The organism is Streptomyces sp. NBC_01003, assembly GCF_045162695.1.
Classification (GTDB): domain Bacteria; phylum Actinomycetota; class Actinomycetes; order Streptomycetales; family Streptomycetaceae; genus Streptomyces.
The window spans coordinates 5,264,228-5,280,920 of record NZ_CP108707.1 but is presented as its reverse complement, the minus strand read 5'-3'; the positions used below and the strand labels follow the sequence as shown (position 1 = coordinate 5,280,920).

Below are 16,693 nucleotides of genomic sequence, written 5' to 3'. Positions count from 1 at the left end.
CAACGGATGGGGAGGCAGGAACGACGGTGGCGGAACGGAGTACGGCTGCCGTCGACGTGGCAGACAACAGTGGTGACGAGCCACTGACCGCGAAAGCGGAGCAGACCACGGCCGACGGGGTGGCCCAGACCCGGGAGCGGGACACGGCAGCGAACGAGGACGCGGAGGACACCGACGGGTCGATGAGCCCCGGCTCGTCCACTCCCCCCGAGCTGCACAGCGGTCACAAACTCGCCAGACGCTATCGCCTGGAGGAGTGCGTCACCCGGCTGGACGGATTCAGCAGCTGGCGCGCGGTGGATGAGAAGCTCCGCCGGGCTGTCGGGGTGCACCTGCTCCCCGCGGACCACCCGCGGGCACGGTCCGTCCTCGCGGCGGCCCGCTCATCGGCGCTTCTCGGCGACCCTCGATTCGTCCAGGTCCTGGACGCGGTCGAGGAGAACGACCTTGTTTACGTGGTGCACGAGTGGCTGCCCGATGCCACGGAGCTGACCGCGCTGCTCGCCTCGGGCCCCCTCGAGGTGCACGAGGCGTACCAGCTCGTGAACCAGGTATCCCAGGCGATGGCCGCCGCGCACCGCGAGGGCCTCGCGCATCTGCGGCTCACCCCGAGCGCGGTGCTACGCACCTCGACCGGCCAGTGGCGCATCCGCGGCCTCGCCGTCAACGCCGCCCTGCGCGGCATCACCTCGGAGACACCGCAGCGCACGGACACCGAGGCGATCGGTGCCCTCCTGTACGCCGCACTGACGCAGCGCTGGCCCTACGAGGACGACGCGTACGGCCTGTCCGGGCTGCCCAAGGACATCGGCCTCATCGCGCCCGACCAGGTGCGGGCCGGGGTGCACCGCGGGCTGTCCGAGCTGGCCATGCGTGCCCTCGTCAACGAGGGGGCAACGGCGTCGCGGCAGGATCCGCCGTGCACCACGACCGAGGACCTGGTGAAGGCCGTCGGCGAGATGCCCCGCATCCGGCCCCCGGAGCCCGTTTTCACGGCCCCCGCGGAGTACCAGCGGACGACCTACCAGCAGGGGACCTACGGCCGTCCGGCCCCGCGTCCCGGCGTGGCACAGCCCATGCCGGCCGCGCCTCCGCCGCCGCTGCAGAGCCGGACGGGCAAGGCGCTCAAGTGGGCCGTGTCGGCATTGCTCATCGTGGCCCTCGGCCTCGGCAGCTGGCAGCTCGCGGAAGCTCTGATGGACCGCGGCACGTCGAGCGACTCCAACACGTCGCACAACACCGACGGCGACGACAAGGGCGACGAGCACAAGCCCACGAAGCCGATGGCCATCGAGGACGCCAGGGAGTACGTCGCCAAGGGCGAGGCTCAGGCCCCGGGTGATGTGGCGAAGACCTACGACGGCGACAGCAAGACCTTCTGGCGTACGAAGACCTACAACGACGGCCCGAAGCTGGCGCCCTACAAGCCCGGCGTCGGTATCGTCTACGACCTCGGCTCGGCCAAGGACGTATCGGCCGCGTCGATAGCTCTTCAGTACGGTGGCGACCACACGACGGTCTCCCTGTACGCGGCCGATTCGCTGTCACCCACGACATCGGTCGACTCCATGAAGAGCATCGGTACGGACACCACGACGGGCACCACCGCGAAGATCGAGGCCGACAAGCCGGTGAAGACGCGGTACGTGCTTCTGTGGATGACGGCCCTGCCGCAGTCCGGATCCGACGGTTACTACGGCGCGGGTTACAAGCAGGCTCTCACCGACGTGAAGTTCACCGGCTGAGGGCTCACCTGGGGGAGGGGGTTCGAAAGTGGACGACGCCGCCTACGGCGAAGCAAGCGATCAGGACCTCCTCACCCGCCATGTATCGGGTGACAAGGACGCCTTCGGCGAGCTCGTGCGCCGCCATCGTGACCGCCTGTGGGCCGTCGCGCTGCGCACCCTGGGAGACCGGGAGGAAGCCGCCGACGCCGTCCAGGACGCCCTGGTCTCCGCCTACCGGGCGGCGCACACCTTCCGCGGGCAGTCGGCCGTCACGACCTGGCTGCACCGCATCACCGTGAACGCCTGCCTCGACCGGGCCCGCAAGGCCGCATCGCGGAAGACCTCTCCGGTCGAGGACACGGAGCGCCTGGAGCAGCTCCTCGAACCTCACGAGTCCGCGGCCGCTCCCGCCGAACGCAACGACCTCCACCGCGAGCTCTTCGAAGCGCTGGGCACCCTTCCCGTCGACCAGCGGGCCGCGCTCGTCCTGGTCGACATGCAGGGCTACCCGGTGGCCGAGGCGGCCCGCGTTCTCGGCGTTCCCACCGGCACGGTCAAGAGCCGCTGTGCGCGCGGCAGAGCCAGACTCCTGCCGTTGGTCACCCATCTGCGGACCGACAACGGCGAGAGCGAGAGTGGCAACAACCTGCCCCCGGAAGCGCCCGGAAGGAACCGGACGCAGGGGACATCCGTCCCACCGGCAGCAGGGCCCCGGGACGGGGCAGGACCAAATGATTCAGCTGCCGTGAAGGGCGGAGGTGGGCGAGCGTGACATCCACGACCGACACGGCCGAGCACCCCGAGATCGCCGAGATCTCCGAACTCACCGAGGGCCTCCTCTCCCCTTCCCGCACAGAGGAGGTACGGGAGCACCTCAACGGCTGCGAGCTGTGCGCCGATGTCCACGCCTCCCTGGAGGAGATCCGTGGCACGCTCGGCACGCTTCCCGGCCCGCCGCACATGCCTGCCGACATCGCAGGCCGCATCGACGCCGCGCTCGCCGCGGAGGCACTACTCGACACGAAGGCACCGGCCTACACCGAGCACGAGGCCGAAGCGGAAGCACAGTCCGCGTCGCCTGTTTCACGTGAAACAACGCCTGAAACGACGCCGGCCGACTCGCCGACCGCCCCCGCGGACCGCCCTTCCGGTCATCCCCGTGCCACGACAGGTCCAGGGCGGGGCAGCCGGACGCGCACCCGGCGCCGTCGGGGCGCCGCGCTAGGAGCCGTCTTCACGGCGGCCGCGATCGGCCTGGGAGTCGTACTCCTGCAGAACGGGGGCAGCACACCTACCGGCGCTCCCGAGAGCGGCACGCCCCGTCAGGCGAGCTCCGCACTCTCCTTCTCCGAGAACAAGCTCGAGAACCAGGTGCAGAGCCTTCTGACGGAGAAATCCTCCGCGCCCTCCGACTCGTCGACGTCCAAGCCGTCCCTGGACATCGAGCAGTCCGGACCGAAGACCCCCCGGACGAACTCCCCGATGCGAGGGAAGACCATCGTGGTGCCGGACTGCATACAGCGGGGCACCGGCCGTGAGACGCCCGCCCTCGCCATGGAGCGGGGAGACTACAAGGGCACCACCGCCTACCTCGTCGTGCTGCCTCACCAGTCGGATCCTGCCCAGGTCTCGGCCTACATCATCGACGCGACCTGCGTGAAGCAGCCCTCCTCGGCTCCCGGCAAACTGCTGCTGACCCACTCCTACGCGCGGCGCTGACTCCACACGGGGGCACACGTCGCGTGTGCTCCCGGACACGGCGGGAATGCACGCCCCGTAGGATCCGTTGGGTGGGGTGAGAGTCCGGAGACGGGCTCCCCCGGCAGTACGCAGCAGTCCCGCAGAGACGAGGAATCAAGCCGTGAGCGACGTCCGTAACGTGATCATCATCGGCTCCGGGCCCGCCGGTTACACGGCGGCCCTGTACACCGCACGCGCGTCGCTGAAGCCGCTGGTGTTCGAAGGTGCTGTCACCGCTGGCGGTGCCCTGATGAACACCACCGAGGTGGAGAACTTCCCCGGCTTCCAGGACGGCATCATGGGCCCCGAGCTCATGGACAACATGCGCGCCCAAGCCGAGCGCTTCGGCGCCGAGCTGGTCCCGGACGACGTCATCTCCGTCGACCTGACGGGCGAGATCAAGACCGTCACCGACACGGCGGGCACCGTGCACCGCGCAAAGACCGTCATCGTCACGACCGGCTCCCAGCACCGCAAGCTCGGCCTGCCGAACGAGGACGCGCTCTCCGGCCGCGGTGTCTCGTGGTGCGCGACGTGCGACGGCTTCTTCTTCAAGGACCAGGACATCGCCGTGATCGGCGGCGGCGACACCGCGATGGAGGAGGCCACCTTCCTCTCCCGCTTCGCCAAGTCCGTGACGGTCGTCCACCGCCGCGACACCCTGCGTGCCTCCAAGGCCATGCAGGAGCGCGCCTTCGCCGACCCGAAGATCAAGTTCGCCTGGGACAGCGAGATCGCCGAGGTCCACGGCGACCAGAAGCTCTCGCACCTGACGCTGCGCAACGTCAAGACGGGTGAGACCTCCGAGCTCCCGGTCACCGGCCTGTTCATCGCGATCGGCCACGACCCGCGCACCGAGCTCTTCAAGGGCCAGCTCGAGCTGGACGACGAGGGCTATCTGAAGGTCGAGGCCCCCTCGACCCGGACGAACCTGACCGGTGTCTTCGGTGCCGGTGACGTCGTCGACCACACCTACCGCCAGGCGATCACCGCGGCCGGCACCGGCTGCTCCGCCGCCCTTGACGCCGAGCGCTTCCTCGCCGCTCTCACCGACAGCGAGTCCGCCGCGGCCGCCGCCGTCTGAACTCACACCCTCATCACCAAAGTAGCTAAGGAGCCCGCCGTGGCCGGCAACCTCAAGAACGTGACCGACGCTTCCTTCGACGAGGACGTCCTCAAGAGCGACAAGCCCGTACTGGTGGACTTCTGGGCCGCCTGGTGCGGACCGTGCCGCCAGATCGCGCCGTCCCTCGAGGCGATCGCCGCGGAGTACGGCGACAAGATCGAGGTCGTCAAGCTCAACATCGACGAGAACCCGGCCATCGCCGCGAAGTACGGCGTCATGTCGATCCCGACGCTGAACGTCTACCAGGGTGGCGAGGTCGCCAAGACCATCGTCGGCGCCAAGCCGAAGGCCGCCATCGTGCGCGACCTCGAGGACTTCATCGCCAACTGATCGGCGATGCGGCTCCACGGCGGAGCGGCGATGTTTCACGTGAAACACGAACGGGCCAACCCAACCGGGTTGGCCCGTTTGCGTGACCGCAGCGGATGGATCGGGACTCACAGAGGGCGGAGCGCCGGTTCCTTCTGCACCGCTCCGAGGAGCCGGTCCAGGGCGAGCTCGACGTCCTCCTTCCACGAGAGCGTCGTACGCAGCTCAAGGCGGAGGCGCGGATAAGAGGGGTGAGGACGCACGGTCTTGAAGCCCACGGCCAGCAGATGGTCCGCGGGCAGCATGCAGGCCGGTTCCTTCCACTGCGCATCGCCGAACGCCTCGATCGCCCTGAACCCCCTGCGCAGCAGATCCTTGGCGACGGTCTGCACGATCACCCGGCCGAGCCCCTGCCCTTGATAGCCGGGCATGATCCACGCCGTCATCAGCTGCACGGCATCGGGGGAGACCGGGCTCGTGGGGAAAGCGGTCGAGCGGGGAACATACGCCGGCGGCGCGTAGAGCACGAAGCCGACCGGAACATCGTCCACGTAGACGACCCGTCCGCAGGAACCCCATTCCAGGAGGACAGCCGAGATCCAAGCCTCCTTCTCCAGCTCCGGAGTGCCTGCCTCTATCGCGGCTTGGCCACTGACCGGATCCAGCTCCCAGAAGACACACGATCGGCAACGCTTGGGAAGGTCCGGAAGGTTGTCCAGTGTGAGCGGTACGAGCCGACGCCCCATGAAGGCAGATCCTCACTTCCTTCGCCCGCCGCGTCACGGGCGGCTGTCAGAGCGCTCCGTTCCCTGAGCAGGCTGCCGACGAACCCGCCGACCGCGCCCAGCCCGAGACCCGCGGTCATCAGCCCGGCACGACTCACCGATTGCATGACCCGCCTCCCGTATGAGGTGACTTTGAGGGGTGCGCTCTTCCCCGTCGCATCGTATCCACGAAGCGATTCCATCGATACCGACAGAAAGCAAAGAGCAGGCCGTGTTCCGGTACACACCGGACACGGCCTGCTCTCCTGAGACTTACGCCGAACGGGACCAACCCCGTTCCCCTAGACCTCGTTCTCCTGGTCCTCGTCCTCCGTCGCTCCATGCTGGAGGACGGGCCCCTCACCCGGAGCGAGCTGACCGAGGATGCGCTCCAGATCGTCCATCGAGGCGAACTCGACGACGATCTTGCCCTTCTTCTGCCCGAGGTCGACCTTCACCCGCGTTTCGAACCGGTCGGAGAGCCGCGTGGCAAGTTCGCTGAGCGCCGGCGAGAGACGAGCCCCGGCCCGCGGACCCTTGGCGCGCGCCGTGCTCGCCGGGTGTGAGCCCATGAGGGTCACGATCTCCTCGACGGCCCGCACCGAGAGCCCTTCGGCGACGATCCGGTGAGCGAGACGGTCCTGCTCCTCCGAGTCCTCCACGGAGAGCAGGGCACGCGCATGCCCGGCCGAAAGCACGCCCGCCGCCACCCGGCGCTGAACGGCCGGAGAGAGCTTCAGGAGCCGCAGCGTGTTGGAGACCTGCGGCCGCGAACGGCCGATCCGGTCGGCCAGCTGGTCGTGCGTGCAGTTGAAGTCCTTCAGCAACTGGTCATAGGCGGCTGCCTCTTCCAGCGGGTTCAACTGAGCGCGGTGCAGATTCTCCAGGAGCGCGTCGAGGAGAAGCTTCTCGTCGTCCGTCGCTCGGACGATCGCCGGAATGCGCTCCAGACCAGCCTCGCGGCAGGCGCGCCAACGACGCTCGCCCATGATGAGCTCGAAGCGCGACGAGCTCAGCTGCCGTACGACGACAGGCTGGAGAAGCCCGACTTCCTTGATCGAGGTGACGAGCTCGGCGAGGGCGTCCTCGTCGAAAACTTCACGCGGCTGCCGCGGGTTGGGCGTGATGGCGTCAATCGGAAGCTCGGCGAAGTACGCTCCCGCCGACGACTCCGGAGCTTCCACAGAGCCGCCGAACGAGTCCCCTGTTTCATGTGAAACCTGGGGCTGCGGCAGGGAGGCAACCTTCGCCGCCGCCACTCCGCGCTCCGCCATCAGGACGGGCCCGGCGGAAGGCGAGCCGGAGGCACCTCCCATCGCGCTGGCCGGTGCCGTCTTGTCGGGGGTGGGGGCTGCTGGAATCAGTGCGCCGAGGCCACGGCCCAGTCCCCTTCGTCGCTCGCTCACTGGATACCCTCCACCGTGCTGTGCTGGTCAAGTTGAGTGCCCGTATGGGCGTGCTGAGCGTCGTAGCGGATACCGACCCCGCGCAGCGCCATCTCCCGCGCCGCCTCGAGGTAGGAGAGCGCACCGCTCGACCCCGGATCGTAGGTGAGCACGGTCTGCCCATAGCTCGGGGCCTCAGAGATGCGCACGGAGCGCGGGATGCTCGTCCGCAGGACCTCTTCGCCGAAGTGGCTCCGGACCTCGTCGGCGACCTGTGACGCCAGCCGGGTGCGGCCGTCGTACATCGTGAGCAGGATCGTCGACACATGCAGATCCGGGTTCAGATGCCCGCGCACGAGATCCACGTTGCGCAGGAGCTGCCCCAGGCCCTCCAGCGCGTAGTACTCGCACTGGATCGGGATCAGCACCTCGGCGCCGGCGACCAGAGCGTTGACCGTCAGCAGGCCGAGCGACGGAGGACAGTCGATGAGGATGTAGTCCAAGGGCTGCTCATACGCCTGGATCGCGCGCTGCAGTCTGCTCTCGCGGGCCACCAGCGAGACCAGCTCGATCTCCGCACCGGCGAGGTCGATGGTGGCGGGGGCGCAGAAGAGGCCCTCCACATCGACCACGGGCTGCACGACCTCGGAGAGCGGCTTGCTCTCGACCAACACGTCGTAGATCGAAGGGACTTCGGCGTGATGGTCGATTCCCAGAGCCGTGGAGGCGTTGCCCTGTGGATCCAGATCGATCACCAGGACGCGGGCACCGTGCAGTGCCAGCGAAGCGGCAAGGTTGACCGTTGTGGTGGTCTTACCGACCCCACCCTTCTGGTTGGCAACCACCATGACGCGGGTCTGCTCAGGTCGCGGCAGGCCTTCGCCTGCGCGACCAAGAGCTTCTACCGCCAGCTGGGCAGCACGACCGATAGGGGTGTCGTCCATCGGAGGCGGTGTTTCACGTGAAACATCCTCCCCCACCGACTCGGTACGGGGACCGGGGACCGGATCGGTCATCGGTCCCGCGATGTTGGCGTCGGACCGCAAGGATTCACTCTCCTCGACTTCAGGCTCGCAATGAACAGAGCCTCCCATGCTTTCGGGGTCGTGAACCAGCGAGGCCCTGTCTTCTGTGGAGGAAACGGCCTCTGTGGACAACTCCGTGCCCGATTCGAGGGATCCGAGAGGCCTACGGTCGCGGGGTGCAGCCGCGGCGCGACCGCGACTGATGATGCCATGCAGCAGTGAGCGACGTTTCACGTGAAACACGATGCACCGCAGCCCGGTCGGCACCCGTGCGACACCCCGACATACATACGTTTGGCAGGTTTCGCGGAGTGCGAGTCGTCGTCAGGACGGATCAGTGCGGACGGATCAGTGCCAGTCCACTGACGCCCCTCGAAGTCAGCCAAGCCTCGCCCCTCAGAGCCGACCGGCGCACGAGCCGGCGGCAGGAGACTCCCGCCGCCGGCACCAGACGCAGGAGACCCACGAGACAAGCATCACCCAAAAAGCAATGGCCGCTCAGGTCCCAAGGACCCGAGCGGCCATCACCGCAAGAAGCGAACTGTCGCCTAGAACACAGCAGACGCCTCGAAGACGCGGAGCGACGTCAGCGTCGACGCCGGACCCGCCCGACGCGAGCCGCCTTGGCGCGCTTCGCCGCGAACCGCACACCGCCGGGGCTCTCTCCGACCTCGACTCGCACCACGGTCGAGAGGGGATCCACCACGCCCTCACCGACATGCAGCACCGAGGTCGCCACCGCACCGAGCTTGCTCAGGGCGGTCCCCGCACTCTTGACCTCTTCCTCGGCGGTGTCCCCCTTGAGGGCGAGCATCTCGCCGTACGGCCGCAGCAGTGGAACGCCCCACGCCGCGAGGCGGTCCAGCGGAGCGACGGCGCGCGCCGTCACCACATGGACGGGAGTCAGCTTGCCGAGAACCTCCTCGGCGCGGCCGCGGACCACGGTCACATGATCGAGGCCGAGGAGCTCGACGACCTCGGTGAGGAAGGTCGTGCGCCGCAGCAGCGGCTCCAGGAGCGTGATCTTCAGGTCGGGCCTGACCAGGGCCAGCGGGATACCGGGCAGCCCGGCGCCCGAGCCCACGTCGCACACGGTGACGCCCTCCGGCACGACCTCGGACAGCACGGCGCAGTTCAGGATGTGCCGCTCCCACAGCCGGGGCACTTCCCGGGGACCGATGAGACCACGCTGCACCCCCGCGTCGGCCAGCAGCTCCGCGTACCGGACCGCGTCCGCGTAACGCTCGCCGAATACCGCTCGGGCCTGTTCAGGAGCCGGGGGAAGCTCTGCTGCCTCCGTCACGTGGACCGTCCTTCCGTACCGCGCTACCGCGTTGGGTGGCTGACTATCAGGCTGACAAAGATCGGCCCCGCCTGCGAACAGACGGGGCCGTAGAGCGACGTACCGCTCAGGCAGGGAGCACGACGACGAAGCGCTGCGGCTCCTCGCCCTCGGACTCGCTGCGCAGGCCGGCGGCCTTGACCGCGTCGTGGACGACCTTGCGCTCGAAGGGCGTCATCGGGTCGAGCTTGACCGGCTCGCCGTTGCTCTTCACCTCGGCCGCGGCCTTGGCGCCCAGCTCGGAGAGCTCCGCACGCTTCTTCGCGCGGTATCCGGCGATGTCCAGCATGAGGCGGCTGCGGTCCCCGGTCTCCCGGTGGACCGCCAGGCGGGTCAGCTCCTGGAGGGCCTCGAGGACCTCACCGTCGCGGCCGACCAGCTTCTGCAGATCGCGGCCGGACGAGTCGCTGACGATCGAGACGGCGGCGCGGTCGGCCTCGACGTCCATGTCGATGTCGCCGTCGAGGTCGGCGATGTCCAGCAGACCCTCGAGGTAGTCCGCCGCGATCTCGCCTTCCTGCTCGAGGCGAGTCAGGGTGTCGCTGCCCTCAGGAGCGGCGGAGGTGGTGGTGCCTTCCGTCACGGGATGGACTCCTTCTTACTTCTTGGACGGGGACTTGGGCCGCTGCGGGCCCTTGCGCTGTCCGGACTTGGCTTTGCTGCGGGCAGGGGTGCCGGAAGCGGGCTTGCCACCGGTCTGCTTGGCCTCCGGCTTGGCGTCTTCCGCCTCGTCCTTCTTCTCGAGGGACATGGGCTCGGGCGCTTCGGACTCGTCCTTGGCTGCGCCCTGGGCGGTGCCGTGCTGGCGCTGCGACTTGGACTGGCGCTTGGGCTGCTGCCGCTTCGGCGTACCGCCCGTCGTCCCAGTCCCTTCCTCGTCCTCGGTCAGGGTGCCGGCCGCGCTCTTGATGACCGTTCCGTCGGCCTGGGCGGCGAGGTTCACCTTGGTCAGTCCGTTGATGAACTTGCGCTCGAACTCGTTGCGGTCGCGGCCCTTGGCGACGATCGCCTTCACGATGCCGCGCTCCCGACGGTTGCGGGTCTTCTCGGCGTGCGTGACGTGCTTGAGCAGGCGCTCCAGGTGGGCGGCCTGGGCCTTGCTGCCCGGGGTCGGGTTCTGGCGGATGACGTACATCTGCTGGCCCATGGTCCACACGTTGGTGGTCAGCCAGTAGACGAGAACACCGACCGGGAAGTTGATGCCGAAGACGGCGAACATGACCGGGAAGACGTACATCAGCATCTTCTGCTGCTGCATGAACGGCGTCTTGACCGTCATGTCGACGTTCTTCGTCATCAGCTGGCGCTGCGTGTAGAACTGCGACGCCGACATCAGGACGATCATGATCGCGGTGACGACGCGGACGTCGGTCAGCGTGGCGCCGAGCGAGGCGACCTTGTCCGCGGAGTCGGTGAACTTGGCCGCGAGCGGGGCGCCGAAGATGTGCGCCTTACGCGCGCTCGCCAGCAGGTTGTCGTCGATGACACCGATCGTGGTGCCCGTCGCGATGCCGTTGAGCACGTGGTACAGGGCAAAGAAGAACGGGGACTGCGCCAGGATGGGAAGGCACGAGGAGAGCGGATTAGTACCCGTCTCCTTGTACAGCTTCATCATCTCTTCGGACTGGCGCTGCTTGTCGTTCTTGTAGCGCTCCTGGATCTTCTTCATCTCGGGCTGCAGTGTCTGCATCGCCCGAGTGGCCTTGATCTGCTTCACGAAGAGCGGGATCAGGCAGATACGGATCAGGATCACCAGGGACACGATGGACAGGCCCCAGGCCCAGCCCGTGTCCGGGCCGAAGATCGCCCCGTACAACGAGTGGAACTGGACGATGACCCACGAAACTGGAGTCGTGATGAAACTGAAAAAACCGGCAATCGTGTCCACTAATCAAGCTCCTTGAGCATGGGACGGGGTCTCGGCGGCGGGGCTCGAGGGGCTGGTGTGGCCACACTCTGAAGGCGCGCCGGCGGCGGAAGGCCCGCCCTTGCGTTCGCGCCAGGCGTTACGCAGCATTTCGTGCCACCGCGGACGCTTGCGCGGCGGAACGTGGTCGACACCGCCGAGCGACCACGGGTTGCACCGGAGGATGCGCCAGGCGGTGAGAGCTGTTCCCTTGATCGCACCATGGCGGTCGATCGCTGTGAAGCCGTAGTGGGAACACGACGGGTAGTACTTGCACACAGGCCCCAGCAGAGGGCTGATGGTCCACTGGTAGAGCTTGATCAAAGCAAGCAGCGGGTATTTCATCGCGCGCCCCCTCCCAGCAGCCGCTGAAGGGCGGCATCCAGGTCTCGGGCCAGCTGTGCATGGTCGGCGTCACCCGAGCCGGGCAACGCACGTACGACTACCAGGCTACCGGGGGACAAAAGTGCGAGTCGGTCGCGCATGAGGTGGCGGAGCCTGCGCTTCACCGCGGTACGTACGACAGCTCCACCGACTGCCTTGCTGACGACGAAACCCGCACGCGTCGGGGGAACGCTCTCCCCAGGCGCGTGCGGGTCCGTTGCACCGCTACGTAGATGGACGACAAGGAGCGGGCGGCCGGCCCGACGTCCTCGGCGTACCGCGGTCGCGAAGTCTTCGCGCCGCCTCAGCCGATTCTCGGAAGGCAGCACGTCATGACCTGTACGCGATCAGGCGGACAGCTCGGCGCGACCCTTGCCACGGCGGTTCGCGAGAATCGCGCGGCCGGCACGGGTACGCATCCGCAGGCGGAAGCCGTGGGTCTTGGCGCGACGACGGTTGTTCGGCTGGAAGGTGCGCTTGCTCACTCGGGGGCTCCAGAAATGATCGTGTAGTGGCGGGACATCGCCTGGCTGTCACCGTGCGCCCACGAGAAGCTCGCGTATACGCACCGAGTGCACCGCTTCACAATCACAGATCGTGATCTTTGCCCATCGGAGGCAGGCGGCAGCAGCCATCGACAACTCGACCTGGTCACGGTACGCGCGGCTGGTCCATCCGGTCAAACCGGCATCGGGTGAGGGACACTGTGCACAGCCTGTGGACAACAACTTGAACCGCACCGGTTGCCCTGACTACCGTGGCTGAACTCCGATTCGTTCCCTTCTCACCGCCCCACCCCGATTTTCTTCCGACCCGTCCCAGAACCACACCTTCGTGGGACCTGCGAGAGAGCGTGCCCTGTGGCTGACGTACCTGCCGATCTTGCCGCAGTGTGGCCACGAGTTCTGGAGCAGCTCCTCGGGGAGGGCCGTGGGCAGGGCGTCGAGACGAAGGACGAACACTGGATCCGGCGCTGCCAGCCTCTCGCGCTGGTCGCCGACACCGCGCTGCTCGCCGTGCCGAACGAGTTCGCGAAGGGCGTACTCGAGGGACGGCTCGCGCCGGTCGTGGCCGAGACGCTGAGCCGCGAGTGCGGCCGCCCGATCCGGATCGCGATCACGGTCGACGACTCCGTCGGTGAACAGCCCGTCCCGTCCGCACCCCCCGTACCGCAGCACCGCTACGAAGAGCCCGAGCTGCCGTCGGCCCAGGGCCAGAACCAGGCCCATGAGCCGTACGACCCGTACGGCCGCCGGGCGGACGACCACGCGCAGGGTCCCCGCGGTGACCAGTCCCAGGGCGCCCGCGCCGACCAGCTGCCGACCGCCCGCCCCGCGTACCCGGACTATCAGCGTCCGGAACCGGGCGCCTGGCCGCGGTCGCAGGACGAGTACAGCTGGCAGCAGCCGCGGCTCGGCTTCCCCGAGCGCGACCCGTACGCGAACCCGCCCCAGCAGCCGCAGCACGACTACCGGCAGCAGGAGCGCTCCCCCTACGAGCAGCAGAACGAGCGCTCCCCTTACGAACAGCAGCAGGAACGCTCTCCCTATGAGCAGCAGGAGCGGTCGCCCTACGACCAGCAACCGGACCGGACGGGATACGACCAGCAGTCGGACCGCAATGGTTACGACCAGCAGGTCGAGCGCTCCGGATACGAGCAGCAGTCCGAGCGGTCGTCGTACGAGCAGCAGATGTCCGACCGTCAGGGGCGGCACGGCCGGCACGAGCGCCGCGACCTCAACGACGGTCCGATGGGCGGCCGTCCCGGGCAGGACGGTGGCCGCGGACGCGGTGTCCCCAGTGGCGCCCCCGGACCGCTCGCCGCGCAGCCCGCGCCCGCGGCGGGTCCCGGCGAGCCGACCGCGCGACTGAACCCGAAGTATCTCTTCGACACCTTCGTCATCGGTGCCTCGAACCGTTTCGCCCACGCGGCCGCGGTCGCCGTCGCCGAGGCGCCGGCGAAGGCGTACAACCCCCTCTTCATCTATGGGGAGTCGGGGCTCGGCAAGACGCACCTGCTGCACGCGATCGGGCACTACGCGCGCAGCCTGTACCCGGGTACGCGCGTGCGCTACGTGAGCTCGGAGGAGTTCACGAACGAGTTCATCAACTCGATCCGCGACGGCAAGGGCGACAGCTTCCGCAAGCGGTACCGCGAGATGGACATCCTTCTTGTCGACGACATCCAGTTCCTCGCGGACAAGGAGTCGACGCAGGAGGAGTTCTTCCACACCTTCAACACGCTCCACAACGCGAACAAGCAGATCGTGCTCTCCAGTGACCGGCCGCCCAAGCAGCTGGTGACCCTGGAGGACCGGCTGCGCAACCGCTTCGAGTGGGGTCTGATCACCGACGTCCAGCCGCCCGAGCTGGAGACCCGTATCGCCATCCTTCGTAAGAAGGCGGTGCAGGAGCAGCTGAACGCTCCGCCGGAGGTCCTCGAGTTCATCGCGTCCCGCATCTCGCGCAACATCCGCGAGCTGGAGGGGGCGCTGATCCGGGTCACGGCCTTCGCGTCGCTGAACCGGCAGCCGGTGGACCTCGGTCTGACGGAGATCGTCCTCAAGGACCTGATCCCCGGCGGCGAGGACTCGGCCCCCGAGATCACGGCGACGGCGATCATGGCAGCGACGGCCGACTACTTCGGCCTGACGGTGGAGGACCTGTGCGGATCGTCGCGCAGCCGCGTCCTGGTGACGGCACGCCAGATCGCGATGTACCTGTGCCGTGAGCTCACCGACCTGTCCCTGCCGAAGATCGGGGCGCAGTTCGGCGGCCGCGACCACACGACCGTCATGCACGCGGACCGCAAGATCCGCGCGCTGATGGCCGAGCGGCGGTCCATCTACAACCAGGTCACCGAGCTCACCAACCGCATCAAGAACGGCTGACAGCAGCCTTACGACCCCTCTGTACGCCGTCGAAGGGCGCCCCGGGACAACTCCTGGGGCGCCCTTCTTCGTTGCGGCGGGACTGCGCGGCCGGACACGGTGTTCGATTCCGGTCCCTGGTTACGGGTGTTCTCCACAGATGTGCGGACTTTCTTGCGTCCACACCCTGGGGACTGCCAAGTTGTCCAGACTGTGTCCACAGGGCCCCGTACTGAATGACCATCGGACCAGGTCAGACAGCTGTGGATTCGTGGACAAAAGATCTCCACAGGCTGTGGACAAGTTTTTCCTCCACAGGGTGTGGGTTTCGTTGTCCACCGTCGACCCACAGGTCAGAAGCCCTTGTGCACAGCTGCGAGCGGCTTCTCCACACGGCTGTCCACTGTTCGGCAACAGAACGCGTGGAATCACCGTGCCGAGTGAAAGGCGTCACATCAGGGCGTGTGATCGGGCTGTGGGGAACCGGGGAAAAGCTGGGGACAGCCCTGGGGAGAAGTGGCCCCGGCCTGTGCATCGGGTGTGCAGAACTTTTCCCCGTCCACAGAGAACCCCGGTTGTCCACCGCTCGCGCCCACAGGCACGGTGGACAAAAAACCGACTCTGACCTGCGAAAAGGCAGTTATCCACGGTTTCCACAGCCCCTACTACTACTCCCAACTAGAGAGAGCTGGGAATCAGGATCGAAGTGGGGGCTGTGCACAACTCGGGGTCCGGTGCCCGACAGCGGGTCGGCACGACTTGACCCCGAGCGGCAACGACTGTCAGCGCCGTACGTCAGACTGTTCCCCGGTGTCCTTCCCATGTGGCGGCTGAGCGACACCGAGTCACACGACGAAGACCGAAGACCAACGCAGGGCGAGAGCAGCCAGCAACAGCAGGAGGCGGCTTACGGTGAAGATCCGGGTGGAACGCGATGTACTCGCGGAGGCAGTGGCCTGGGCGGCGCGCAGCCTCCCGGCCCGACCGCCTGCGCCTGTCCTCGCGGGCCTTCTCCTGAAGGCCGAGGAGGGCGCACTGAGCCTCTCGAGCTTCGACTACGAGGTCTCGGCGCGGGTCTCGGTCGACGCGGAGATCGACGAGGAGGGCACCGTCCTCGTCTCCGGCCGGCTCCTGGCAGACATCTGCCGTGCCCTGCCGAACCGTCCGGTGGAGATTTCCACAGACGGTGTACGAGCGACCGTGGTCTGTGGCTCCTCGCGATTCACACTCCACACCCTGCCTGTGGAGGAGTACCCGGCGCTGCCGCAGATGCCGACCGCGACGGGCACCGTCCCCGGTGAGGTCTTCGCCTCCGCCGCGGCCCAGGTGGCCATCGCCGCGGGCCGTGACGACACGCTGCCGGTGCTCACGGGTGTGCGCATCGAGATCGAGGGCGACACGGTCACTCTGGCGTCCACCGACCGCTACCGCTTCGCGGTCCGCGAGTTCCTGTGGAAGCCGGAGGACCCCGAGGCGTCCGCTGTCGCCCTGGTGCCCGCCAAGACGCTCCTGGACACCGCCAAGGCGCTCACGAGCGGTGACACGGTCACCCTGGCCCTGTCGGGCTCCGGCGCCGGTGAGGGTCTCATCGGCTTCGAGGGCGCCGGCCGCCGTACGACGACGCGTCTGCTCGAGGGCGACCTGCCGAAGTACCGCACCCTGTTCCCGACGGAGTTCAACTCCGTGGCCGTCATCGAGACCGCCCCCTTCGTGGAGGCCGTCAAGCGTGTTGCCCTCGTCGCCGAGCGCAACACCCCGGTGCGGCTCAGCTTCGAGCAGGGCGTGCTGATCCTGGAGGCCGGCTCCAGCGACGACGCACAGGCTGTGGAAAGGGTCGACGCCCAGCTCGACGGCGACGACATCTCGATCGCCTTCAACCCGACGTTCCTCCTGGACGGTCTGAGCGCGATCGACTCCCCGGTCGCCCAGCTCTCCTTCACGACCTCCACGAAGCCGGCGCTGCTCAGCGGCAGGCCTGCCGTGGACGCCGAGGCGGACGACGCGTACAAGTACCTGATCATGCCGGTGCGGCTGTCGGGCTGACGTTCCACAGGGCACGGCCGCGGGGCGTTCGCCTGAGCGGCTGTGCCCACAGGTGTGTGTGAGTTCCCCCTC

16 protein-coding genes are annotated in these 16,693 nt (G+C 67.8%); 7 read left to right on the top strand and 9 right to left on the bottom strand.

The genetic code is table 11. The features are described from left to right. The first annotated feature begins 26 nt into the window (after positions 1-26). From OG698_RS24205 to trxA, 5 genes are all read left to right on the top strand, one after another. Positions 27-1,745: a protein kinase family protein gene (locus OG698_RS24205; RefSeq protein WP_406105377.1), complete on the top strand. Its 1,719-nt coding sequence runs from the start codon at positions 27-29 to the stop codon at positions 1,743-1,745. A 28-nt stretch (positions 1,746-1,773) separates the two neighbouring features. Continuing rightward, entirely contained in the window at positions 1,774-2,499 is a 726-nt protein-coding gene (gene sigM / locus OG698_RS24200) for an RNA polymerase sigma factor SigM (RefSeq protein ID WP_406105375.1), read from the top strand. After that, entirely contained in the window at positions 2,496-3,446 is a 951-nt protein-coding gene (locus tag OG698_RS24195) for a hypothetical protein (protein ID WP_406105373.1), read from the top strand. Before sigM ends, OG698_RS24195 begins: the two co-directional genes overlap by 4 nt. Before the next feature lie 142 nt (positions 3,447-3,588). After that, positions 3,589-4,551, top strand: coding sequence for a thioredoxin-disulfide reductase (trxB, locus tag OG698_RS24190; RefSeq protein ID WP_406105371.1), 963 nt, complete (start codon positions 3,589-3,591; stop codon positions 4,549-4,551). 39 nt (positions 4,552-4,590) lie between these two features. Next, positions 4,591-4,923, top strand: a complete 333-nt coding sequence (gene trxA / locus OG698_RS24185; protein WP_100597220.1) for a thioredoxin — start codon at positions 4,591-4,593, stop codon at positions 4,921-4,923. Positions 4,924-5,030: 107 nt separating this feature from the next. Here the strand turns inward: trxA and OG698_RS24180 are convergent, their stop codons facing one another. The 9 genes from OG698_RS24180 to rpmH form a co-directional block, all read right to left on the bottom strand. Continuing rightward, positions 5,031-5,648, bottom strand: coding sequence for a GNAT family N-acetyltransferase (locus OG698_RS24180; RefSeq protein ID WP_100597221.1), 618 nt, complete (start codon positions 5,646-5,648; stop codon positions 5,031-5,033). A 320-nt stretch (positions 5,649-5,968) separates the two neighbouring features. Continuing rightward, positions 5,969-7,072 carry a ParB/RepB/Spo0J family partition protein gene (locus OG698_RS24175; protein ID WP_406105369.1) on the bottom strand — a complete coding sequence of 368 codons (1,104 nt, stop codon included), beginning with the start codon at positions 7,070-7,072 and terminating at the stop codon, positions 5,969-5,971. Further along, a complete protein-coding gene (locus OG698_RS24170; protein WP_100597223.1) occupies positions 7,069-8,145 on the bottom strand; it encodes an AAA family ATPase in 1,077 nt (358 codons plus the stop codon). Before OG698_RS24170 ends, OG698_RS24175 begins: the two co-directional genes overlap by 4 nt. Positions 8,146-8,662: 517 nt before the next feature. Further along, positions 8,663-9,379: a 16S rRNA (guanine(527)-N(7))-methyltransferase RsmG gene (gene rsmG / locus OG698_RS24165; protein WP_100597224.1), complete on the bottom strand. Its 717-nt coding sequence runs from the start codon at positions 9,377-9,379 to the stop codon at positions 8,663-8,665. 106 nt (positions 9,380-9,485) lie between these two features. Continuing rightward, positions 9,486-10,001, bottom strand: a complete 516-nt coding sequence (locus OG698_RS24160; protein WP_100597225.1) for a R3H domain-containing nucleic acid-binding protein — start codon at positions 9,999-10,001, stop codon at positions 9,486-9,488. Between the two features lie 15 nt (positions 10,002-10,016). Next, positions 10,017-11,306: a membrane protein insertase YidC gene (gene yidC, locus OG698_RS24155; protein WP_406105367.1), complete on the bottom strand. Its 1,290-nt coding sequence runs from the start codon at positions 11,304-11,306 to the stop codon at positions 10,017-10,019. A gap of 3 nt (positions 11,307-11,309) precedes the next feature. Beyond that, positions 11,310-11,669: a membrane protein insertion efficiency factor YidD gene (gene yidD / locus OG698_RS24150; protein ID WP_100597227.1), complete on the bottom strand. Its 360-nt coding sequence runs from the start codon at positions 11,667-11,669 to the stop codon at positions 11,310-11,312. Continuing rightward, entirely contained in the window at positions 11,666-12,037 is a 372-nt protein-coding gene (gene rnpA / locus OG698_RS24145; protein WP_329572174.1) for a ribonuclease P protein component, read from the bottom strand. The genes yidD and rnpA overlap by 4 nt, the downstream gene beginning before the upstream one ends. Positions 12,038-12,055: 18 nt before the next feature. Next, complete coding sequence (gene rpmH, locus OG698_RS24140) at positions 12,056-12,193, bottom strand: 50S ribosomal protein L34 (protein WP_100597229.1); 138 nt, start codon at positions 12,191-12,193, stop codon at positions 12,056-12,058. A gap of 375 nt (positions 12,194-12,568) precedes the next feature. Here rpmH and dnaA point away from each other — a divergent pair, with 375 nt between their 5' ends. Both dnaA and dnaN read left to right on the top strand, forming a co-directional pair. Next, a complete protein-coding gene (dnaA, locus tag OG698_RS24135; protein ID WP_406105365.1) occupies positions 12,569-14,599 on the top strand; it encodes a chromosomal replication initiator protein DnaA in 2,031 nt (676 codons plus the stop codon). 891 nt (positions 14,600-15,490) lie between these two features. After that, positions 15,491-16,621 (top strand): DNA polymerase III subunit beta, encoded by a 1,131-nt coding sequence (gene dnaN, locus OG698_RS24130; RefSeq protein WP_116512073.1) that lies wholly within the window; start codon positions 15,491-15,493, stop codon positions 16,619-16,621. Positions 16,622-16,693: the final 72 nt, after the last annotated feature.